This window comes from Paenibacillus amylolyticus, assembly GCF_001570725.1.
In the GTDB taxonomy this organism is placed as follows: Bacteria; Bacillota; Bacilli; order Paenibacillales; family Paenibacillaceae; genus Paenibacillus; species Paenibacillus amylolyticus_A.
The window spans coordinates 173,587-196,944 of the sequence record NZ_BCNV01000001.1 but is presented as its reverse complement, the minus strand read 5'-3'; the positions used below and the strand labels follow the sequence as shown (position 1 = coordinate 196,944).

Below are 23,358 nucleotides of genomic sequence, written 5' to 3'. Positions count from 1 at the left end.
ATCCTCATCCCTTACTGTTTTGACGAAGCGACCCAACGATCATGCCGTTTCTGTAACATACTTTGGCAAGCTGACGTGTGAACCGATCTGTATTATAGATGTAGATCAGTGCCGTTGTAATCCCTTGCGCAAGCTTAATGCCATGTTTGGCCGTACGCACAACACCACGATCCTGATCCCGAATGGCATCACTCACACCCTGCCAATAGATTCGGCGCAGGAACCAGTTCTTCGTCGTTCGCTCTTTCGCTACTTTATGTTGTACAGCACCATACGGCGTGTAATATACCTTGAACTTCGTGCGTATTCTTGCAATTAACTCACTCTCTTCACTGGAGAGAAGATTGTTCCCCACTCTGCCAAGGTCCTCACGAAAGGGAGCCAGTTGATCGAAGACCGATAACCGAAAAGCTACATTCGCACCAAATGGAATATAGGGGCTTTTCATCTCAGTGACTTCATCTGCAAAATCCAGAATGGTGAACAGTGACCTGTTCTCGGGTGGAATCCACATCGGTTCTGGCACTTCCCAGATCGGATCAATCTTGCCACCGACACACCCAATGCTCTCACTCATCTCAAATACGCTGACGATCTGGCGAATCCAGTCCCTGCAAGCAAAGGCATCATCGTCAAGAAACAGGATATATTCGCCGCGAGCCTCGTGAATGGCCCGGTTACGGGCTACCGACAAGCCTTGCTTTTCTTCCAACACATACCGGATTGAATGGTTATCATGCTGCAAAATCGTTTGAAGCACGATTTCCCGCGTGTTGTCTTTCGAATTGTTATCAATAAGTATGATCTCGTAGTCGCTGCTTGCGTAATTCTGTTGTATTGCACTTCGTATGGCCTCTACCGCATCATATGCACGGTTATACGTACAGATTGCGACGGTTACCTTCATCATTTCATCCCCATATTTTTGAATTAGGTCCACTCTCTCATCTGTACTAGCTGGAGTACAGGGTGAGTGTCCTTTGGGCAATCACTGGCCAGTCCAGCCGCTCCAGCGCTTTGACAAAACCACTGCCTTCCTGGAACTCCGATTGCTTTAACCGGATCATATTCATCGCCTTGAGCAATCCATCCGGATCGGAAGGTTCGTAGAGCACTGCACAATCTTCCGGCAGATATTCTTCCAGCAGACCAATCCTTGGCGCTACAACCGGTTTGCCAAAGGTCAGTGCCAGAATCGCGCTGCCTGAAGTCGCAATCTGTTTATAGGGAAGGATGATGGAATCCACTGCTTCAAAATAGTCCGAATATTCATCATCTTCAATAAAATGAAAATGGGTATGAATATGTCCGCTCTCGAGAAATTCTTCACCGAGATCGTAGTCCTTCACCTTTTTACCGGCAATCAACAGATGGGCTTGATCGGAGTTCAGATCCTTGAATGCCTCCAGCAAATCATCCACGCCCTTGTACGGCGAGACCTGACCGAAGAACGCATATACATAACTATCCTCCGGGATGCCAAACCGGGAACGGATATTCACGCCTTTCCCCTGATACACTCCCTTGTAATGTCCATGCGGAATAACCTCGATTCGACTGGAATCAATCCCGAACGTCGAACAGATTTCGGAGATCAGGGGTTTGCCCATGACAATCAGCTTGGAGCAATTTCGGACCAGAATTTTTCTCATCCAATAATCGAACCGCGTCTTGCCGGTGTTGTGAGGCCAGATGTTATGCACCGTCCAGAACAATTTGGCCCCGCGCAAGCGTGCAAAACAGATCATCAATACATACAAAATGGATTTGATCACTGTTGCCAGCACGGATGAACCTCTGTAATAGAAGCTGGGCCAATGAAAATGCAGCACATCATTTTTTTTCAGTTTAATTAGATCTTTTTTGGTGAACTGCTTCACTTCCCATCCCTTGTTCTCGATGGAATCGGATAACAGCTCGTTGAATTTATTGTTCTCAATCATCTTCGGCAGCATATACACCGTCGGATTCTCCATCCAGGCACCTCTTACTTTAGTTTCATTCGCACAGGTTCCTCTGTATACGTTCCAACTGCGCGTCTTGCATGGAATCTCATCAAAAATCCTTGCATCATGATCTTGGTATTACGCTTGAGCAGCACCCAATCCTTCCACCAGGGATACAGCGACAGTGCTTTTCTCAAATAAACGTTATTGCGAAGCGTATTTCTCGACCATTCGAGCATTCGATAATGGTGTAACTGACGGCGCTTCTGTTCCTTGGACATATCGTTGTAGTATTTCAAAATAATCTTGCGTTGGCCCTTGTACTTGGCCGTTGTAGAGGTTGAAATTCGTGGTCCACTATGGATGTTGATATCCACCAGCGGTTCTTTCACATTCACGGCGATATAGCCTCGCTTCAATATGCGCAGATAAAAGTCGTAATCCTGAGCGGATGTCAGATTCTCATCGAATCGAACTTCACGCGCCAGTGAGGTAAGTACCATGATTTTAGACGTTTCCCCGATCCAGTTGAATGTAAGCAGATCCTCATACCGAACAACATCGCGAGGTTCCACCGACAATTTCCGTTTGACCACCTGCTGCTGCTCGTTCGTGTATGCAAGATACTTGCTGCAAAAGGTGAATGATTCCTGTGTGCGCTCCAGCACTTCCGCCTGGGTTTTAATTTTGTCAGCCATCCATTCATCATCATCATCCAGAAATGCAATGTACTTGCCATTGGCATGGGATATCCCCACATTCCGTGCATGATTGGCTCCTTTGGGAAACGGAACCCGGATGTACCGAATCCGTGAATCTTCCCGGGTCCAAGCCTGACAGATATCCGGCGTCTGATCTTCTGAACCATCATCCACAATGAAAATCTCCAGATACGGATGTGTTTGCTCAAGCACACTTCTTAACGCATTTTTCAATAACTCGGCCCGGTTATGGGTCGTAATGATGCAAGATACCAAGGGGTTCATTTCATCACCTTTTCCTGTTCACTAGGATACCTTCACTTGAAGTGCATCATATATTCCTGACAATCTGCCTACGAGAAGATTCATATCGAATTTATCCGATATAATCGCTCTGTTATGTGAACCCATTCTTGCTCTAACCTCTTCATCCGTGATGAGATATTCCAGTGCTGATGTTAGCCCGTGCACATCTCCCGGCTCGATTAACAGCCCATTATGACCCGTTGTAATCACTTCGGGGATGCCTCCGACGGTGGTCGATATAATGGGCAAGCCACAATTCATTGCTTCAAGTATGGCCATAGGTAATCCCTCATGATAAGAAGGCAGGACCAGTAGATCCGCTTCCCGCATCAGCTTTTCCTTTTGCTCTCCGTTAATCCAGCCGAGTACGTTGACACTGTCCTCTATTCCATACTGCTGTACAAGCGCTTTGACTTCTTCGACTTCGCCATCCCCCGCCAGATTGAAGGTAGCTGTAACGCCCAGCGCCTTCAATTGCTGTATGGACTGAAGCAGATCGTAGACTCCTTTTCGCTCACCCAGTCTGCCCATGAAGAGCGCATTAACGGCTGCCTGTTGTTCTCTGGCAAACGGTTCTTTGACAAAGACACCGTTATACAGAACCTCAATGGCTGTCTCCGGCACAATCGTAGCAAAGTATTCTTTCCACGTCTGGGATAAGACAATCAACTTGTCTGCCTGATTCAGAATGTAGTGACAATACTTGCGCTGCAGAGCGAACTGATTGTAGAAATCATCAAAGCTGGCCGCATGAATATGCAGAATGACTGACTTACGAAACAACTTTCTAGCCGTTAGCAGAAATAGAGACTTCCGATAAAAGCTCCCGTTGTTTGCCATATGAATATGAACAATATCCGGCTTGAACGTGTACAGCTTCATCCAGAATTGAATGAATCCCCGTATAAAAATAAGCAGCCGTGAGAACACGCTGCCCGTGATGTACGTTTCGACCCGCTGCATGGCATACATTTCAGAGATCGAAGAATCCTCAATGTTTTTGATGACACTCACAATTCCGCCCATATCCTTCAAGGATGATCCAACAACCAATACTTTTGGTTTCATGATAGACTCCTTTTTTCTTGGTTAATCTTTAGAGCACTTACAGACTATTGACGTAATTTTTAATGGATGAGATCAGATCAGACTGTTTTCTCACATATGGCTGAAACGTCTGCTGCTCTATGCAAGGAATCAGCTTTTGCAATTCAGCCTGACTCTCCGCGACGGCCACATAGCCGTTTTCCTGAAAAACCTTGGAGATCTCAAGCTGATGGTCATCCACATGCTCGCCCCATTCTTTCCGGCGTGGAATGACGATAACCGGCTTGCCACGTTCGAGTGAATTCGTGATGGAGCCGACACCTGCATGAGAAATAATGCATCTGCTTCTCTCCACATATTCATTCATCTCTTCCTGCGTGAGGAAAGGAATCACAGTGAAATTTCGCGGCTGATACTCGGTATATCCGGATTGGGCGACAACCTCTTCTACAATAATGCCCGCGTCAATCGCTTCGTCAATAAGCTCGAACATCCGATTGAAGGGAAAGCGCTGCGTTCCAACGATAGCAAATATCAAAATAAAGCCCCCCTGTACTTCGCATTGGGATAGCTATCCTGCAATGTTTCCCACTGGATGAAGAACTCATCCGAGATTTTGTACATCAATCTCCCGGTTGCGCTGGAGGAATAGATTTTGGCATAACTTTCGATGTAGATCAGCTTGGCACCGAAGATTTTACCGATGAGGCAAAAAGGATATGTGGCTCCCGCCCCTGTTGTAATGATCACCTTTGGGCGCTCACGCAGATATAGAAAGAACGACTTGATAATATTAGCCACAAAAATTAGTAAAAACATCGCATTCTTACGCTCTTGCTGCATTAAGAAGTATACTTTGCCCTGTGCCGAATCTACTTTTCTGCTTTTGTTCTTTTCCGTAATCAGAAAATAATCATGTTCTTCAACTGCAGGAATAATTTTGGTTAGTTCATCAAAATGACCGCCTGTAGAACTGATCAAACAGACCTTCATGTTCTAATCTCCTTTGAAAAGGATACGTCCTTCGCTCGCTGTACCTGTACATCGACTTTTGCTTCGATCCCTGACTTGGTAAGGACTCCATTTCCCGTAGCATATAACGCATTCAGGAAGATACAGAATGGAGCAATCAGATGAACGGTAGACAGGGTATTGTCAAAAAAGGAATACGTCAGGAAACCGATAATCATGCCGGCAAAATACAACCGGATCATGCCGCCCAATCGGAGGTATACGGCCCGGAACACCAGAAGCAGTGAAAGAAACAACAGGATGGCTCCAACTAACCCGCCATCGTAATAAAAACGAATGTATTCATTATGCGGAACGACGAAGCCAGAAAAGATACTTCCATCATTGGCTACGAGAGTCGAGCCCAGCCCACGTCCAAATATCGGATACTCATTCGCTTTGCCAATAAAATAATTCCAGGCTACATCTCTTCCCGACAAGCCCTTGCTCTCTGACCTCATCTCATAATTGTCCCACTGCGCAATGACCATATAGGCCACAGCGACAACGAACAGAATGAGAGGAATGATGGCACTAACTCTGCCTTTAATGAAGGCTTTCAGTTGATCAAAAAGATAGACCAGAATAATCGGAATCAGCGCAATAAGCGGCCCCCGTGTTCCCGTTTGGACCAGAATGACCAGATGTGTCAAGGTAAGCATGTAATACAGAACAACCTGATGGCCTTGCTTGATCTGAATCAGACAGACGCAGATCGAGATAAAACACAACATCGCCAGATGCGCTGCGATGTTCGCTCCCTGTAATCGGGTTACGCCCGACATCTCCAGGTTAGTAATGGACAATATGCCGGCCAGTTGCAGAATATAACCACCAGCAAGACTGAACAGCGGCAACCAGGCAAGTACACGTATGATTCGTTGGCTGATCTCTCGAGAAAAATGGGGCATCAGCAACAAAAATGGAACAATAACGCCCAGAAAGGCCTTGAATGGATCTATTGGACTAACCTTACTCGGCAGGTCCGATAGAAAATAACTCTCCACAAATAAAAAACCGATCGCCAGTGCAGGATAGATCATCTCTTTGCGAATACCAAAGCGTAAAAAAAGAGAGACGACGAAGCCCAGGATCGCCAGCTTGTAGAAGGACAGCGAATCCAGTCCTGCAAGGTGAATACTAAATATTTTATCAATAGACAATGAAAAACTTACGATGAGAATCATAAAGATCCAGCTGGGCTGTTTAATATAAACGCCCAGCAGAATCACAGATATGAGTGCAACAACCGAGATTAGCGGAAGATAGATTGCTGCGAAGATAACTACCAGCGAAAAAAGAATGATATTAAACGACTTCATATTCAATGCAGCAAGTATACCGGTCTTTTGCATATCTGCTATGCCACCTCAAAGCCAGAATCGTGTTTCAAAATGCATCCTTCGAACCAACCAGCACCCTGAACGTTCTGAAGATAATTTTGATATCCACCATCATATTGCGCTCACGGGCATACGTCAGATCCAGCTCTACCATTTCATCAAAACCGACACTATTTCGACCGCTAACTTGCCATAATCCCGTACATCCCGGAATCATCTGCAGGCGCTGTCTGTCATACGAAGTGTAATTCTGCACTTCTCTGGGCAGAGCCGGTCTGGGTCCAACGAGACTCATCTCTCCTCGGAACACGTTCCACAACTGTGGCAGCTCATCCAGGCTGGTTTTTCGAATAAACTTGCCAATCCGTGTAATGCGGGGATCATTTTTCATTTTGAACATGTTCCCATTCACTTCATTCTGGTCAATCAGCTGTTCCAGTAGATCTTCTGCATTCGCAACCATCGACCTGAATTTGTACATATGAAACTCTTTCCCATTCTGTCCGACCCGTACCTGACGAAAAAAAACAGACCCCTGCGGGGCCTCGATTTTGATCAGTATTCCGATGACCGCAAACAAGGGGCACAAAATGATCAAACCTATGAAAGAACCCAGCAAATCGAGCATTCTTTTCATAAATAGATACACTTTATCTGCATTTTGTCCTGCCATCGTTGATGCATTGTACCCCAGACTTGGGTCCATAACGATCTCCGCTTCCTTCGTTTGGGGAGATGGACTCATTCAAACTCCCCCCCGGCTACATGTTCTACCGACTCTTTTTCCAGAATCTGTTGCAGAGCTTGCAGCATTGGAATTCTAAGTTCCTGTTTTTGCAGAGCGAAGTCGATGGTCGTCAAAATGAATCCCAGTTTCTCGCCCACGTCATAACGTACTCCCTCGAAATCGTAAGCATACACTCCTTGTGTCTCATTTAAACGCTGAATCGCGTCCGTTAATTGAATCTCTCCCCCTTGACCAATCTCCTGTTGCTCCAGATGTTCGAAAATCTCTGGACTCAGTACGTATCTCCCCATAATCGCCAGGTTGGAAGGCGCTGTGCCTTGGGCAGGTTTCTCTACGAATCTGAGAACCTCTGTCAAACGGCCATCCGATTGTAACGGGTCCACAATGCCGTATCTGTCTGTTTGTTCAGCAAGTACGGTCTGTACGCCAACAATGGATTGTTGAACCTGATCATATTGATCAATCAGTTGTTTGGTGCATGGCACTTCCGATACGACGATATCATCTCCGAGCAACACGGCAAAAGGTTCGTCACCGATAAAGTTACGTGCACACCAGACAGCATGACCAAGTCCTTTGGCCTCTTTTTGTCTTATGTAGTGGATATCCACATTAGAAGATTTGCGGACCTCTTCAAGCAGGCCCAGTTTGCCTTTTTCCAACAAGTTGTGTTCCAGTTCAAAAGCGTTGTCGAAATGATCTTCAATCGCCCGCTTCCCTTTACCGGTTACGATGATGATGTCTTCAATTCCAGAGGCAATGGCTTCCTCAACGATATACTGTATAGTTGGTTTGTCCACAATAGGGAGCATTTCTTTGGGCATCGCTTTCGTGGCTGGCAAAAAACGAGTACCCAGTCCAGCTGCAGGAATGATTGCTTTTCTCACTTTTTTCATAAATACCACCCTATCCTCTTTTTTTTAGTTTGATAAAAGTTGAACCAGGGCATCTAACCCGTCCTCACGTCATACCTTTGACGATTAACGTCTAAGGTTCATTGAACCCACAGCATGACCGAGTGCCTACAGTGATAAAGGTGCAGTAGACATTACCTGTTTCTTCGGGAACATCAGATGGAAGTTTTACTTCTCTCCGTAGCCCACCGGAACTGCAGCGTTTTTGATATTATTCAAGATCGCGCCCAGAATTCGTGCATTCACATGTTCCAGAGCAGCCTTGGTCTTCTTGACCAATTCCTTCTTGACCTTGCCCGAGTTCACGACCAGCAGCACACCATCACACAACGAACTCACAATGAGTGCATCTGTTACTGCGAGCACCGGCGGTGTATCAAACATGATGACATCATATTGATCCTCTAACTCCTCAATCAGCTTGATCATCCGTTTGGAACCGATCATCTCGGATGGGTTCGGCGGAATTGGGCCAGACGTAAACAACTGAAGATTGTCGATATAACTTTCTCTGAGCACCTCATCCACACTGTACTGATTGGACAGCACGCTGCTGAGACCGACATGATTCGGTACGGAGAACACCTGATGCAAAGAAGGATTACGCAGATCCGCATCGATCAGTAGAACTTTCTTGCCTTCCTGAGCATAGGTCACCGCTAGGTTGCTGATGGTTGTGGTCTTTCCTTCGCCGGCTTCGGCCGAAGCCACCATAATTTTTTTGATATGACTGTCGATCGAAGAAAACTGGATGTTAGTCCGTAATTTACGGTATCCCTCCGAGATTTGAGATTTGGAGTTAAAATAGGTCACCAGACTGTTATTTTCATTGGTTAGCCGCGACATATTTGCCATCCCCCACTTTCTGTTGAGATACGTAATTTTTCGTATTTTTCAGATCATCTTTTTTCATTTTGGATATCACTGTAAGCACAGGAAGCCCCAGCTCTTTTTCCAGTTCGGTTTCGGATTTGAATGTATCGTCCAGATAGTCCAGCAGAAATACGAGCGCAATCGCAAGTACAAGACCAGCGAACAGGCTGACAATGATGCTTAATGTGGTTTTCATATTGATTGGAGGTACGTTACTATCCACTTTTGCTTCACTGAGGATAGCCACATTATCGATTTTCATGATCAGGGGGATTTGAGATTGGAACACGTTGGAGATGGCATTGACCGTTTTCGCGGCTTTTTCGTAGGTAGTCCCTTGTACAGTTATGCTCATCACTTGGGATTCGCTGGCTGTAGAGACGGAGGTGCTATTCATGAGCTGAGCAGAGGTTAAGCCCAAGTCCGGATACGTGGTAGCGACTTTATCCATAATGGCGGAAGATTTAATAATTTCTCTATACGAGTTAATGAGTTTGATGTTGGTTTGAATCATACTGAAATCCATCATCGCCTGACCTTGAACGGTGGAAGTCTGGTTCACAATCAGTTTGGAACTTGCCTCATAGATGGGCTGAGTGAAAAAAATGCTTTTGACCCCTGCACCCACACCGGCTATTAAAGCTATTGCAACAATCAACCACAGTTTCTTTTGTAAGAGTCGAAAATATCCTTTAAGTTCCACTTTCATTCCTCCTATACGTTGTGATCAAACCTATGTAACTACCAGATGGACAGCAGCCATTTGCGAGGTTTCCAGCGTTCTGTGACCAGGCTCGAATTCGATAGTATGTGAGATGCATTCTCTGCCAGCTTTTTGACGGCTTCGGCTCCGAATCGACGCTCGATGACTCGCTCTCCTTCACTTATGGCAAACGTCCTTTTGCACGTATCATGCGCATCTGATGAAATGAAATGAAACCCGTTTTCTTTGCAAAAATGAAAACACCACTGCCGAACTTTTCGACCGAAAAGCCCTGTGAAAGATTGAGCCGTGAGCTGACATAACCCACCTTGACTCAAATAATCAGCCAACAGCTTTGGCTTCTTCAAAATGACACGATTGCGTTCCGGATGAGCAATAATAGGGGTAATTCCCGCTATTCGTAATTCATGCAGTATCCTGGGGAACTGTGAGGGAATATGACCAAAGGGCAGTTCCAGCAACATGTAACGACTTCCGGCGAGTGTGCAGCACTTCCCTGCATATAAGTCTCCAATCAGGTTGTCATGCACCCTGATCTCCTGTCCGGGACGGATCTCCAGGCGAATATTACGTTTGCGAAGTTCTGCGTGAAGCAGGTTCACGGCCTGATTGACCACCATCGGTTCATTGTTGTATTGCCCGTTCAGGTGATGCGGAGTAGCAATAATGGAGGTAATTCCTGAGGCTGCCGCCTTCTCAGCCATCGCAACGGACTGCTCCATTCGAACAGGACCATCATCCAGACCGGATAATATGTGGCAGTGCATTTCAACCATATCCAAACTTCCTGAAATAGTATGATCCCCCTCGCCCTTTTATTCATTGCGCAAATGCTTTTGGTGTTAAAGAACTAATGCATAACGCTATGAAATATAGTAAAATGGCGTTAAGTGCATGTTTTATTCAGAAAATGTTAAGATTCGACCTGGAATTATATGGTGAAATCAATGTAATGATAGGGTTTTTGCAGGGCCCTTTGCTCTGTCGCCTTTTCATACTGAAAACGGGAAACCGCCTTAAACTGAACCTCAGTAAGCATTGCGTTTAACTGTCCAGTTATATATAGTTTCTGTTCGTGCTGAATATGCAAGTTTGAATGATACATTGTGAGCTCTCCGAAGGGCTGTTTCCATTGCAACCTTGCGTGAAGTCTTACACATACATGATGATCTTCAACATCCAAACCAATGAGCACTTCTGGTGATACTGGTAAGTTCAGGTCGCTCAGAAAGGTAATCGCTTGCGTGTCCATTCCAAGTAACAGAACGGGGCGTCTTTTGCGGTCTACCATTTTCCCATGAAACTCCTGAATGTACATATGGACATTTAATTTCATATCAGCCCATTCCTGAATTATTGAATTCATGGTTTCATTCCTTTAGAATGGATTAGCCTACATGGACTGCCTCTACTTCCTTCTCACAGGTATATGGTGGAGGCAACTAGGAGATACTTAAAATATTCCAAATGATACATTTTGTAACTCCATACGTCCAATTTACGATACAATACGTATCATGTCAAGCGGTATTTGGACATGGTTCTTTTGATTTACGACAATTTGAGATGTCCTTAGACAGACCTATTTACAAATGGAAATGGTTGAAGGAAACGCATGAGGAGTTACTCTTTTGCAGGAAAGCTGCCCTGATCAAAAACTTGGCTCAGGATTGTTTCAATATATATTTGATGTCGTTCAGGGGGAAATAGCTTATGAGTTACGGAAATCGCATTGCTGAATTAAGGGAACAGCGGGGACTTACTCAAGAAGAACTTGCGAGCTCCATTCATATTACAAGAGCTGCTCTCTCCCACTACGAGAAGAACCGACGTAAACCGGATTTCGAAGTGTTAACGAGACTTGCCGACATCTTCGACGTGTCCATTGATTATCTCATTGGACGTACGAAGCAAAGTGATGTCGTGATGGATGAAGACGTACGTGAATTCGTTGACACCCTGGAGTTATCGGACAAGGAAGTGCTGGAGCGCTTCGATCTGATGATTGATGGTAAGTCCTTAACGGAAGAAGAGGCACGTCGTTTTATTGCTTTTGTCCGAATGGAACGCAGCATGGACTAAACCCGAAAAGAGGACCCAGTTCCCGAGAGATGTACTCTCCGGCTGCTGGGCTTTTTTGGTGTCTTGAATTCCCTCCATTCCATGGTTGTCTATTGTGTCAAGGACGCTTGTTGTTGACGGAGGATACGAATTGGTTCCAACGCTCCGGGTCGATTCCGCATTGCAGTAAAACCTTCATGATGTCCATCTGGGTTGCTTCGACTTGTTTACCTGTCGGCTTACGATCGCCCCTGTTTGGATGCTTCATATTCATTCCGCTAACCTCTCTTATCTTTATACTTTCCCTGCACTCCAAAACTAGCCTTATTATACTTGAGAAACTTCCTCAATGTTGTCGTCTCATGGCGATAACGTTTTTTGAACGGGTTCTAATTTTGTCGAAAGCCAAATAGGAGCAATATGGTGCCATAATGGCAACCATATTGCTCCTATTATTCTTAATACAACCTGTTCATGCACTTACACTTGAAAAGGAAGTTATTAGCCTCCAGCACGTGCAAGTTCACGCATGTTCGCTTCAAATGCTGCGAGCAATGCCGCTTCTCCAGTCAAACCAGTCGCCTGAATCCGTTCAATCTGCTCTGTCATGCGTTTGAAGTCTTTCGGAATAACCCGAACGAACTGATTCACCGCATCTTGCCAGTTATCCAGAATGCGCTGACCAGCGGCACTTCCTGTGTTGGCAACATGACGTTGAATCATGCCTCGAAGATCTGCACTTTCAGCCACATCTTCGATACGCTCCAAAAGAACCATTTCCAGATTACAACGTTTCAGGAATGTGCCTTCCGGATCATATACGTAGGCAATACCTCCGGACATCCCTGCTGCAAAGTTACGACCTGTACCGCCGAGTACAACGACACGTCCACCCGTCATATACTCACAACCATGGTCGCCGACACCTTCAACGACGACTTTGGCGCCCGAGTTACGTACAGCGAATCGCTCACCCGCAATACCACGGATATATGCTTCACCACTTGTTGCTCCGTAAAGAGCCGTGTTCCCGATAATGATGTTGTCTTCCGCCTCGAACGTTGCTTTCGGAGAAGGCATCACGATCAGTTTACCTCCGGACAATCCTTTACCCACGTAGTCATTGGAGTCGCCTTCAACGGTTAAGGTCATGCCTTTAGGTACAAAGGCCCCAAAGCTTTGTCCGGCAGAGCCGACAAATTTGAATTTAACCGTGTCTTCCGGCAATCCTGCGAGTCCATATTTGCGTGTGATCTCACTACCCAAAATAGTACCTACAGCACGGTTAACGTTCGTAATTGGAAGTACCGCTTCAACCGGTTGACCGGATTCAATAGCAGACTGTGCCAGTGGCAGCAATTGCTGCATATCCAGCGTTTCTTCCAATTGGTGATTCTGATGCTGTGTACGGTAACGTGCAGAGCCTTCCGGCATTTCAGGCACGTGCAGCAATACAGACAGATCCACACCTTTTTTCTTCCAGTGATCTACGGCTTCTACCGTTTCGAGGCAATCTGTACGTCCGACCATTTCCTGAATGGTACGGAAACCAAGATCAGCCATGATCTCACGCACATCTTCAGCAACAAATCGCATGAAGTTAACCACGTGAGCCGGATCACCCATATAGTTTTTACGCAATTCCGGATTCTGTGTCGCTACACCAACTGGACAGGTATCCATCTGACAGACACGCATCATGATACAGCCAAGTGCAACGAGCGGTGCTGTAGAGAAACCATACTCTTCTGCTCCAAGCAAAGCTGCAATCGCCAGGTCACGTCCGTTCAGCATTTTGCCGTCTGTTTCGAGGACAACACGGTCACGCAGATTGTTCAGCATCAACGTTTGATGTGTCTCTGCAAGACCCAGTTCCCAAGGCATACCTGCGTGGCGAATCGAACCTTGCGGTGATGCACCTGTACCACCGTCATAACCGCTGACGAGGATAATATCGGCACGGCCTTTGGCTACACCAGCTGCGATGGTACCCACGCCTACTTCCGATACGAGCTTCACGTTGATCTCAGCACGCGGATTGGCATTTTTCAAGTCATAGATCAGCTCCGCCAGATCCTCAATCGAGTAGATATCGTGATGTGGTGGTGGTGAGATCAGACCTACGCCCGGTGTTGATCCACGAACTTCAGCAACCCAAGGATACACTTTACGTCCTGGCAGCTGTCCGCCTTCACCCGGTTTTGCTCCCTGTGCCATTTTGATCTGAATTTCGTCGGCGTTAACCAGGTAGTTGGATGTTACACCGAAACGTCCAGATGCAACCTGTTTGATCGCACTGCGACGGGAATCCCCGTTGCTATCTTTAATGAAGCGAGCCGGATCTTCTCCGCCTTCACCGGTATTGGATTTACCACCAACACGGTTCATAGCAATGGCAAGATCTTCATGCGCTTCTTTACTGATTGAACCGAAGGACATCGCACCCGTTTTGAAACGACGCATGATATCTTCAACAGATTCAACTTCTTCGAGTGGAATGGAAGCTCCAACCGGTTTCAGCTTCAGCATGGAGCGAATAGTCAACAGTTGATCATTCTCACCTTGTACAAGTTTGGAATATTTTTTATACAGCTTGTAATCCCCAGTACGTACTGCGTGTTGCAGGGTATGAATGGTTTGCGGATTGAACAGATGCTCTTCTCCGTCGTTACGCCATTGATAGTCCCCACCGGAATCCAATACTTTATCGTTACCGTCTTTTTCCGTAAAGGCACGGTTATGATGTGTCAACGCTTCGGCTGCCACTTCTTCCAACCCAATTCCGCCGATGCGGGAAGGTGTCCAGGTAAAGTAACGGTCAACGAAGTCCGATTTCAGACCCACTGCTTCGAAGATTTGAGCTCCGCGATACGATTGAATCGTAGAAATCCCCATTTTGGACAACACTTTCGTAACGCCTTTGGTAGCTGCTTTAATGTAGTTTTTCACTGCTTTCTCATGCGAGATACCCCGCAGCAACCCTTGCTGAATCATGTCATCCAACGTTTCAAAGGCCAGATAAGGGTTCACCGCACTTACACCGTAACCCAGCAGCAATGCGTAGTGGTGAATATCACGCGGCTCTGCGGATTCGAGCATAATGCTGACTTTTGTTCTGGTTCCCTGACGAATCAGATGGTGATGCAGACCTGCTACAGCAAGCAATGCAGGAATGGCCGCATTCTCTGCGTCTACACCGCGGTCAGACAGGATCAGGATGTTATGACCTTTGTCGATGACACGGTCTGCAGCTTCGAAGAGCAGTTCCATCGCTTTGCGAAGTCCTTCTGCTCCTTCTGCAGCGGTGAAGAAGATCGGAATTGTCATGGAGCGGAAGCCTGGGCGACGCACATGGCGAATCTTCGCAAAGTCTTCGTTGGACAATACCGGTGTATCCAGACGAATCTGGCGACAGCTCTCCGGTTCAGGGTTGAGCAAGTTACGCTCAGGACCAATCGTTGTTGCCGTAGACGTTACAATCTCTTCACGGATTGCATCGATTGGCGGGTTGGTTACCTGCGCAAACATCTGTTTAAAGTAGTTGTACAGACGCTGTGGACGATCCGACAGGACAGCTAGCGGTGCATCATAGCCCATCGAACCGGTAGCTTCCATACCTGTTGTTGCCATAGGCTCCAGGATTTTACGAAGCTCTTCAAATGTATAACCATATGCCAGCTGAAGCTGGGTCACGTTATCATGTTTTGGATCAGGCAGTTCCGGTGCTTCCGGCAACTCGCTCAGATCCATCAGATGCTCATCAAGCCAATCCTGATACGGATTCTCGGCTGCAATGATTGCTTTTACTTCCTCATCCGCAATGATGCGGCCTTGTTGTGTATCCACGAGCAACATCCGACCTGGACGCAGACGATCTTTGTACAGGATCTCTTCCGGCGCGATATCAAGTACCCCAACTTCAGAAGACAGGATAATGCGGTCATCCTTGGTTACATAATAACGAGCTGGACGCAAACCATTACGGTCGAGTGTTGCACCAATTTGCAAACCGTCTGTAAAGGCCATTGCTGCTGGCCCATCCCAAGGCTCCATCATCGTGCTGTGATACTCATAAAATGCCTTTTTGGCAGGGTCCATGCCCTCATCTGTGCTCCAAGGTTCAGGAACCATCATCATCGCCACGTTTGGCAAAGAACGTCCACTCAGATACAGGAACTCCAGCGTGTTATCGAACATGGCTGTATCTGAACCGTCCGGATTGATGACCGGTTTCACTTTGGCGATGTCGTTACCGAACAGCTCGCTCTCGAACAAGGACTGCCGTGCATGCATCCAGTTCACGTTACCACGCATCGTGTTGATCTCACCGTTGTGGATCATGAAGCGATACGGGTGGGCACGTTCCCAGCTTGGGAATGTGTTCGTACTGAAACGGGAATGCACGAGTGCAATAGCCGATTCAACAAGATCTTGCTGCAGATCCAGATAGAACTCTCCCACCTGTTCTGTTGTCAGCATGCCTTTATATACAATTTTGCGACAAGACAAGCTTGGCAGGTAGAACGAACCGCCTTCTGCTTCATCTGCCGAATAACGAATAGCCAGCTCAGCGCGTCTGCGAATGACATACAACTTACGCTCGAATCCAAGCTCATCCTTCACATCTGCAGATCTTCCAATGAACACCTGACGTACATAAGGTTTCGCTGCAAGTGCAGAACGGCCCAGCATTTCATCAAAAGTAGGAACATCCCGGAAACCCAGGAACGTCTGACCTTCTTCTTCAATAATCTTCTTAAGGCTCTCTTCATGTGCACTGCGAATGGCAGGGTCCTGTGAAAGGAACAACATCCCTACGCCATAGAATCCCTGTTCTGGCAATGCAAAACCAAGGCGTTCCGCTTCCTGTGCAAAATAGCGATGTGGAATCTGAATCAGGATACCTGCTCCGTCACCGGAATTCGGTTCACTTCCCTGTCCTCCACGATGCTCCATGTTACTAAGCATAGTCAGTGCCTGACTAACGATATCGTGTGAAGGTACTCCTTTGATGTTGGCAACAAAACCCATTCCGCATGCGTCTTTTTCGAACTGCGGGTCATACAGACCCTGTTTTGGAGGTAATCCGATGTGTCTCATGGAACGCAACCTTTCTATAATGAAGTATTTCGGAAAGATCAAGAACATAGGCAACAGGCAACAATGAAACGGGAGGAGCTGGCCTTTCGCTTGCGATAGAGCCTGCTAGATAGAAGAGGTGACAGCATGAGACTGTCAAAAACATATGCCTGCTATAGGGCAGAAGCCATTAAATGAGATGAGCTGATTCGGACGATCCGACAAACAGCATATATAAATCAACACGCAGCCGCTGGCACGGCTACTGATATGGAGCGACGTTTTTTGATATAGTTCTATTATTTTAACACCGACCTAACATCAGCGCAATTTAAACTTTTTAATACCTCTGATAAGAAATGTTTTGCAGTACAGCTTTACTGTAATGACGTTTAAATTCATCTCTTTTTCGAATAATTATACACTTTTTAAGCCAGAGTACAACTGAATTAAATTGCTGACAGAAGAAAATCGTTCCATATGTGGCCTGCGTTTAAGCATAATTCCACCAAATTGTCACCGCTTGATCCAGCGAATCTTTGCTTCTCTATGCATTTGTATACAAAATAGCCTGCAACCCCATTTTAGGGTCACAGGCTATTTGCACTATTTGACTACTATATTGCATAATTTCGCTACATGAAAATAAAGTTTTTTTTCGTAAATCTCTCCTGCTGAAGATCAGATTGGACTTATGCTGTCACAACTTGACTGGAATCAGCCCGTTCGACTTCCTTTTTCGGACGTCTGCCGTTCCAGAGGAAGTAGGCCAGCGTCAACACGATGGACACACCAGCATAGATGCTAAGAATTCCTGCCTGATGCCACATCACATCCAGATTGCCACTCGATACAACCGCCTTGAAGCCCATAATGCTGTGCGTCATTGGCAACCAAGGGCTAAATGCTTGAAGCCATGATGGAATCAGTTCTACAGGGAACGTACCTGCGCTAGCCGCAAGCTGGAAGACCAGCAGCAGAATGACAACATAACGTCCAGGCAGATCCAGCCAAGTTACAAGTGCCTGAACAATAAACATAAAGGTCAGGCCCGTAATAATGGTGAACAGATAGAACAGCCCTACGCTATGTGTCTCCAGTCCAAGACCGTATAACATGAAGCTTGCCACGATAACCGATTGAAAAATGCTTACGGAGCCAAATACCAGTGTCCGGCTAACAAAACGATTCCAGCCTGTTGCACCAGGTACGGACGTTTCCCGCATTTTCAATACAATCGTCGAAATCAGCGATCCCACGAACAAACCGATAGACAGGAAGAACGGTGTCAATCCTGTACCATAATTGCTCACGTTCTCAGCTGTGTTCTCCGAAGAGTTCACAGGTTCAGCGAACATGTTCACCACATCATCCGTTTTCTTAACTTCGGATGTTTTCTGTGCGGCATCATTCAACTTGGTTGCCAGTTCACTTGAGCCATCTTTCAACTCAGTAAGACCGTCAGCCAGTTTGCCTGCACCATCACCCAGTTGCTTGGAACCATCCGTTAGTGAACTAACGCCACCACTGAGTTTACCTACACCCGTTTGCAAAGCTGTCGTACCTGTACCCAGCTGCTTGGCACCATCTGCAAGCAATGTACCGCCACTTGCAGCATCGCCCAGTTTGCCACTGAACTGCTTCAGACCATCGGAGAGTTTCGCTCCTCCTTGACTAAGCTGTCCCGCACCAGCCAGCAATTGCTTTTGACCATCCACCAGCTGGTTCGCACCAGCCAGAAGTTGCTCCTGACCTCCATGAAGCTCGGCTGCACCCGCAGCCAGCTGCTGGTTACCCTGATGCAACTGATCTGCACCCTGTGCCAGCTTCTGCTCGCTCTCATGCAATTGTGCACTGCCATCAGCAACAGCTTCACTTGCTGCAAGCAGTTTCTGTACATCCGCATTTTCAGCCAGTTCTGGATTCGATGCAGCAAGCTGTTTCAATCCGGCGGCTACACCCTGTGCGCCATCAGCAACCTTGGAGCTGCCATCTACAGCCGATTGCAGGCCTGTTGCCAGTGTACCGCTGCCCTGAACAGCTGTTTGCAGACCATCAGACAGCTTCGCACTGCCCTGTTCGGACGATTGCAAGCCAGCCTGCAACTTGTTTGTGCCATCCAGTGAAGACTGGAGTCCAGTTTCCAACTTGGCGCTGCCATCCTTCAACTGATCGGCTCCGCTCTGAAGCTGACTTGATGCTGCTGCCTGAAGCTGTTGCAGACCGGAGACAAGATTCGATGTTCCAGATTCAAGCTTCGTCGCGCCCGTATGCAAAGCGTTGACGCCATCACTTAATGGAGAAAGTCCTTCCTGAAGTTCAAGCGTACCGGATGCGAGCTTAGCCAAGTTATCTTTGAGCTTCACGGCACCATCATCCAGTTTACCTGCACCCGTATTCAGTTCCCCTGCTCCGTCGCCTGCCTCCGCTAAACCATCGGATACCTCGGAGAACTTATCGAGCAATGTCTCTGCATAGGATTCCGTAACTTTGGCCGAGACCTTCGCTTTCAGATCCTTAATAGCAGTCTTACCGATCTGTGCACCGACAAAGCTGTAATTGCCATTGGGTTCATAGATCAGATCAGCCGGCTCGGGCTTGTCATCGAGCAACGTTGTTGCCTGAGATGAGAAGTTCTCCGGAATTGTAATTTGCATATAATATTTGTCATTACTCATGCCTTCTTTGGCTTGACTGGCACTGACAAAATCCCATTTGAAATCTGCATTTTTCTTCAGCTCATCTACCAGATCACTACCTACATGGAGGGATTTGCCCTCCAGCTCAGCACCTTTATCCAGATTGACAACGGCAACCGGCATCTCATCTACATGACCATACGGGTCCCAATAGGCCGCCAGATAAATGCCACTATACAGGATCGGTATAAACATAATTGCAATAACAGGGATCAACACCTTCGGGTTTCTCACGGCCGATCCCACATCCTTGAAAAACACGGATAAAGATTTCATGTCATTTTCTCCCCTTAATCTCTCTGCTCTGTGAGCAGGAATAACCATAATGAAATACAATGTCGCATTCCAGAAAATATACTGAAACACGCAATGACCACTTTCCTCAAACGGTCACTTTAGAGCAAAAAAACAACCTGTCTTCCGACAAGTCTCACTGCTTGATACGCGTAAAATCCTTATATTATAGTAGATTAAATTCGGATTACGTTACAGCAGCAATTCCTTCCATTAAGAAAAGGCGAAAGTAAGTCTTAATTTCCTCTTTGCTCAGCGGTTGATGTTGTTTGCTCCAGTCTGAGGTGAGCGCAATGTACAGGCGAATCATCATAAAAGCGACAACTTGTGGGTCACAATCCCGAATCTCTCCATTTTCTTTCGCTTTCTCAAGCTCCCGAGCCAAAAAATCGGAGATCACTTTCTCCACTTTGTCCAAACCTTCCTTGGCCTGAAGTGTACCAAAGTCCTTCAGTTCCTGAGATAACTTAACAAGCAGATCGTGATCACGACGAAACTCTAACAATGCATCCAGTACACGAAACAGATTATCGAAAAATGCACTTTCCTGATGTACTTCACGATGCGCAATGTTCTTCATTTCCTGAATCACTTCTACCAGGATCTGATCAAACAATTGTTCCTTATTCGTGAAAAACGTATAGATCGTTCCTTTGCCAACATTCGCAATCTTGGCAACCTGATCCATCGTCGTTGCTTTGTATCCAAACATGGCAAACGACTGGGCTGCTGCATGTATCACCTGCTGTCTCCTGTCAATCGGAGCCATCTAATCCCTCCTTTATTCTGATTCATTGTTCAAACGTTCCATATAAATGACCAAAAATACAATTCAGTCATTCGGTCAAAAACTACAATACCACCTTCGAAAACAGATTGCAACCCTAACATTTAAAAAATTGTGTTAATATTTTTTAACCTAAATGCAGTGGAAACTCCTTCTGTCGTCGTCTATAGTGTAAGATGACTCAAACAATACGCACATAAATGAAGTTAGGCTGTCTCAGAGTAAGATATATAGTGTAAATATTCATAGAAGAAACATGATTTTGCGTTTCAATGTATATTCATGTAGTAACGCAATCCCTAGCTAGAATAAACGATGAATATTTTAATCTTGAATTTAAACTTATGAATAAAGGTGAACTCATGCGAAAACCAAGAGTGCTCTTATTATCGGAAGGATTCGGTACCGGTCACACTCAGGCCGCTCATGCGCTGGCACATGGCATCAAAAAAGTCAGTCCACATGTTCACAGTCGTGTCATTGAACTAGGCAAATTTTTAAACCCAACGGTGGCTCCGCTAATCTTTTCTGCATATCGAAAGACATTGTCGGTTCAACCCAAACTGGTCAGCCTGTTGTACCGCACCCAGTACAACAAATCATTAAACGGCTTTACCAAACTGGCGTTACACCGAATTTTCTATACACAGACGGCGCAGGTTGTATCCCAGCTGAAACCGGATGCGGTGATCTGTACCCATCCTTTTCCAAATGCAGTGATCTCCCGGCTCAAGCGCCAGGGTCTCAATATTCCACTCTATACCGTCGTGACGGATTATGATGTGCATGGAACATGGATTAATCCGGAAGTGAACAAATATCTGGTCTCTACCCCTCAGGTCAAAGCATTGCTTGAGATCCGGGGTGTCGATCCCTCTCACATTCAAATCACAGGAATTCCTGTGCATCCGGACTTCTGGGAAGCAGGCGACAAGGTGAAGCTGCGAGAAGAGATGGGGCTTCAGAACATGCCTACCGCGCTTCTCATGGGTGGAGGCTGGGGACTTTCTTTTGATGAGGATCATATGAAAGCTCTCACGTCCTGGGCAGATCGTGTGCAAATGGTCTTCTGTCTTGGAAGCAACGAGAAAATGATCGCGAAAATGAAGGAAATGCCTTGCTTTCAACACCCTAATATTCGCATCCTGGGATACACGCGGGAAGTAAGCAAACTGATGGATGTATCCGATGTGCTGATCACGAAGCCAGGTGGCATGACATGCACTGAAGCGCTAGCCAAGGGTCTACCGATGCTGTTCATCCCTCCGCTGGCAGGTCAAGAGGAAGAGAACTGTGAATACTTTGTACAAGCCGGATACGGTCAGGTCATTCACTCTGCCGACGTAATCACCAATCGTTTTAGACAATTATGCGAGCAGGCATCCTCTCAAGCTGAAAGCCCGATGAACGTAGCCCTTAATTCAGGTAATCGTTCAGCCTATGATCCAACGTGTTGTGCACAAGCTGTCCATGACTTATTATTCCCGACAACATCCGAAGTCACAACAACGCCCGTGGAGCGCTTCACAGCCGGAATTGCTGCCACGTCCTTGTCAGGTACCAGAATGCCATTCTGATGCCTCTATGGACCTATAGAACAGCTCTCACGAGGTGTTATAGGGGACAAGACAAATACTCCTTATATACAAAGAAGGTTCCCTTCCGTCATTTTGGAAGGGAACCTTCTTTTATTTTCGCTAAATCCACCGTATGATTTGGCAGAAAAAAGGGTAATTTAGAGTATAACGATATTTAAGAATAACGAAATAAAACTACGATTCAGGCTTTTTGAAGGGCCGTGTGACGCACACACAGTTAACTACCCTGCCTGTTTGCAGAATTTACGGGTCGATTACTTGTAAAAAGTATGATGACCGATCGTTTTTACTTTTTTCTTCGAGCGGGCAACTGTCAGATCGTCAGCAAGCGTCAATGACAAGAAATAATACGTATCATCGGCAACTTCCTTCTTCCCATTCAGTGCAGCATTGACTGCTTTGATACTGTCCTCATTGGGAACCACACGTTTCAAACGTCCGTTCGCTACAGGACTGAACTGGGATTTCTGATGGATGACCTTGTAAATGGTATCGGGAAAATTGGCTGACCGCAGCCGGTTTAAGACAACATTGGCAACTGCCACCTTGCCTTCGTACGGTTCACCTTCTGCTTCTGCCATGACGATTTTTTGCAGCAGATGCAGTTCTTTATCGGACACACTGTATGACCAGGTTGCAAGTTTCGAGTCTTCCTGGTTCAAAAGTTCGGTCCGCGTAAAGTATAGTTTTTGGGGGGGAGTTGTTACAGCAGCTACCGCTTTGGCACGTTCCACTTTGGCCAATTTCAGTGCAGCTTCTTTTTTGGCTTTGGCCGCAGCTACAGCTCTAGCTTTGTTCTTGGCCTTGGCTTCTTGCAATTCCTGCTCTTCTTGAGTAGTCGTAAGCCAGTTCTTCGCTGGCAGAGTTTCAGTCCACGCTACGGTTTGGGCAGACAGATTAGAGGACAGACTTGTCCCATCTTCCATCATACGCCTCTCTTCTTGCGTAGATGATTGGTTATTTTGCACAGAAGCCGCAAGTTCGGTCATCTGTTTACTATCACTAGCTTCATTCCACTTCCCCGTCGCCTGAACGACATTTACCCCCACTATACATACAAGCAGCACTGATAACATCGGTGCTACCCAACGATTCTTGCTTATAATGTTCATTCGAAGATTCCTCCTGTCGAAACAATTCCCTAATCTAAGTAACCCAAAAAAAAGAATTTGAATAACGATGGCTAATATTACATAGGGATAAACGTAATGTCAATGTGATTTTATG

General features: G+C 46.3%; 20 protein-coding genes. 2 read left to right on the top strand and 18 right to left on the bottom strand.

Features of this window, described 5'->3' with window-relative positions; translation table 11 throughout:
* Positions 1 to 4: 4 nt before the first annotated feature.
* The 13 genes from PAHA3_RS00815 to PAHA3_RS00755 all read right to left on the bottom strand — a co-directional run bounded on the left by PAHA3_RS00815 (position 5) and on the right by PAHA3_RS00755 (position 10,979).
* Positions 5 to 907 carry a glycosyltransferase gene (locus PAHA3_RS00815; RefSeq protein ID WP_062833045.1) on the bottom strand — a complete coding sequence of 301 codons (903 nt, stop codon included), beginning with the start codon at positions 905 to 907 and terminating at the stop codon, positions 5 to 7.
* Positions 908 to 953: 46 nt separating this feature from the next.
* Entirely contained in the window at positions 954 to 1,976 is a 1,023-nt protein-coding gene (locus PAHA3_RS00810) for a glycosyltransferase (protein WP_062833044.1), read from the bottom strand.
* Between the two features lie 11 nt (positions 1,977 to 1,987).
* The gene (locus PAHA3_RS00805) at positions 1,988 to 2,932 is read right to left on the bottom strand and encodes a glycosyltransferase family 2 protein (protein ID WP_062833043.1); all 945 of its coding nucleotides are present in this window, start codon (positions 2,930 to 2,932) and stop codon (positions 1,988 to 1,990) included.
* A gap of 21 nt (positions 2,933 to 2,953) precedes the next feature.
* On the bottom strand, positions 2,954 to 4,021 hold the full coding sequence (locus PAHA3_RS00800) for a glycosyltransferase family 4 protein (protein WP_062833042.1): 1,068 nt from the start codon (positions 4,019 to 4,021) through the stop codon (positions 2,954 to 2,956).
* Between the two features lie 37 nt (positions 4,022 to 4,058).
* On the bottom strand, positions 4,059 to 4,538 hold the full coding sequence (pssE, locus tag PAHA3_RS00795) for a PssE/Cps14G family polysaccharide biosynthesis glycosyltransferase (protein WP_062833041.1): 480 nt from the start codon (positions 4,536 to 4,538) through the stop codon (positions 4,059 to 4,061).
* Positions 4,535 to 4,993, bottom strand: a complete 459-nt coding sequence (gene pssD, locus PAHA3_RS00790) for a PssD/Cps14F family polysaccharide biosynthesis glycosyltransferase (protein WP_036611329.1) — start codon at positions 4,991 to 4,993, stop codon at positions 4,535 to 4,537. Before pssD ends, pssE begins: the two co-directional genes overlap by 4 nt.
* A complete protein-coding gene (locus tag PAHA3_RS00785; protein WP_062833040.1) occupies positions 4,990 to 6,366 on the bottom strand; it encodes an O-antigen ligase family protein in 1,377 nt (458 codons plus the stop codon). The genes pssD and PAHA3_RS00785 overlap by 4 nt, the downstream gene beginning before the upstream one ends.
* A gap of 34 nt (positions 6,367 to 6,400) precedes the next feature.
* Positions 6,401 to 7,099, bottom strand: a complete 699-nt coding sequence (locus tag PAHA3_RS00780; protein WP_062833039.1) for a sugar transferase — start codon at positions 7,097 to 7,099, stop codon at positions 6,401 to 6,403.
* The gene (galU, locus tag PAHA3_RS00775; RefSeq protein WP_062835918.1) at positions 7,096 to 7,998 is read right to left on the bottom strand and encodes a UTP--glucose-1-phosphate uridylyltransferase GalU; all 903 of its coding nucleotides are present in this window, start codon (positions 7,996 to 7,998) and stop codon (positions 7,096 to 7,098) included. Before galU ends, PAHA3_RS00780 begins: the two co-directional genes overlap by 4 nt.
* 186 nt (positions 7,999 to 8,184) lie before the next feature.
* A complete protein-coding gene (locus PAHA3_RS00770) occupies positions 8,185 to 8,862 on the bottom strand; it encodes a CpsD/CapB family tyrosine-protein kinase (RefSeq protein WP_062833038.1) in 678 nt (225 codons plus the stop codon).
* Positions 8,843 to 9,598, bottom strand: coding sequence for a YveK family protein (locus PAHA3_RS00765; protein ID WP_211175593.1), 756 nt, complete (start codon positions 9,596 to 9,598; stop codon positions 8,843 to 8,845). Before PAHA3_RS00765 ends, PAHA3_RS00770 begins: the two co-directional genes overlap by 20 nt.
* Positions 9,599 to 9,630: 32 nt before the next feature.
* Positions 9,631 to 10,389: a tyrosine-protein phosphatase gene (locus tag PAHA3_RS00760; protein WP_062833036.1), complete on the bottom strand. Its 759-nt coding sequence runs from the start codon at positions 10,387 to 10,389 to the stop codon at positions 9,631 to 9,633.
* Between the two features lie 155 nt (positions 10,390 to 10,544).
* Positions 10,545 to 10,979 (bottom strand): hypothetical protein, encoded by a 435-nt coding sequence (locus PAHA3_RS00755; RefSeq protein WP_062833035.1) that lies wholly within the window; start codon positions 10,977 to 10,979, stop codon positions 10,545 to 10,547.
* A 347-nt stretch (positions 10,980 to 11,326) separates the two neighbouring features.
* On the opposite strand from PAHA3_RS00755, the gene PAHA3_RS00745 reads away from it, so the two are divergent.
* On the top strand, positions 11,327 to 11,695 hold the full coding sequence (locus tag PAHA3_RS00745; protein WP_047841965.1) for a helix-turn-helix domain-containing protein: 369 nt from the start codon (positions 11,327 to 11,329) through the stop codon (positions 11,693 to 11,695).
* Between the two features lie 97 nt (positions 11,696 to 11,792).
* Here the strand turns inward: PAHA3_RS00745 and PAHA3_RS30320 are convergent, their stop codons facing one another.
* The 4 genes from PAHA3_RS30320 to PAHA3_RS00730 all read right to left on the bottom strand — a co-directional run bounded on the left by PAHA3_RS30320 (position 11,793) and on the right by PAHA3_RS00730 (position 20,515).
* A complete protein-coding gene (locus tag PAHA3_RS30320; RefSeq protein ID WP_167350832.1) occupies positions 11,793 to 11,948 on the bottom strand; it encodes a hypothetical protein in 156 nt (51 codons plus the stop codon).
* A 227-nt stretch (positions 11,949 to 12,175) separates the two neighbouring features.
* Complete coding sequence (gltB, locus tag PAHA3_RS00740) at positions 12,176 to 16,774, bottom strand: glutamate synthase large subunit (RefSeq protein ID WP_062833033.1); 4,599 nt, start codon at positions 16,772 to 16,774, stop codon at positions 12,176 to 12,178.
* 671 nt (positions 16,775 to 17,445) lie between these two features.
* Positions 17,446 to 19,728: a YhgE/Pip domain-containing protein gene (locus PAHA3_RS00735; RefSeq protein ID WP_062833032.1), complete on the bottom strand. Its 2,283-nt coding sequence runs from the start codon at positions 19,726 to 19,728 to the stop codon at positions 17,446 to 17,448.
* Between the two features lie 205 nt (positions 19,729 to 19,933).
* A complete protein-coding gene (locus PAHA3_RS00730) occupies positions 19,934 to 20,515 on the bottom strand; it encodes a TetR/AcrR family transcriptional regulator (protein ID WP_062833031.1) in 582 nt (193 codons plus the stop codon).
* 380 nt (positions 20,516 to 20,895) lie between these two features.
* Here PAHA3_RS00730 and PAHA3_RS00725 point away from each other — a divergent pair, with 380 nt between their 5' ends.
* On the top strand, positions 20,896 to 22,110 hold the full coding sequence (locus PAHA3_RS00725; RefSeq protein ID WP_062835917.1) for an MGDG synthase family glycosyltransferase: 1,215 nt from the start codon (positions 20,896 to 20,898) through the stop codon (positions 22,108 to 22,110).
* A 275-nt stretch (positions 22,111 to 22,385) separates the two neighbouring features.
* On the opposite strand, the gene PAHA3_RS00720 is transcribed toward PAHA3_RS00725, so the two are convergent.
* On the bottom strand, positions 22,386 to 23,243 hold the full coding sequence (locus PAHA3_RS00720; RefSeq protein ID WP_062833030.1) for a cell wall hydrolase: 858 nt from the start codon (positions 23,241 to 23,243) through the stop codon (positions 22,386 to 22,388).
* Positions 23,244 to 23,358: the final 115 nt, after the last annotated feature.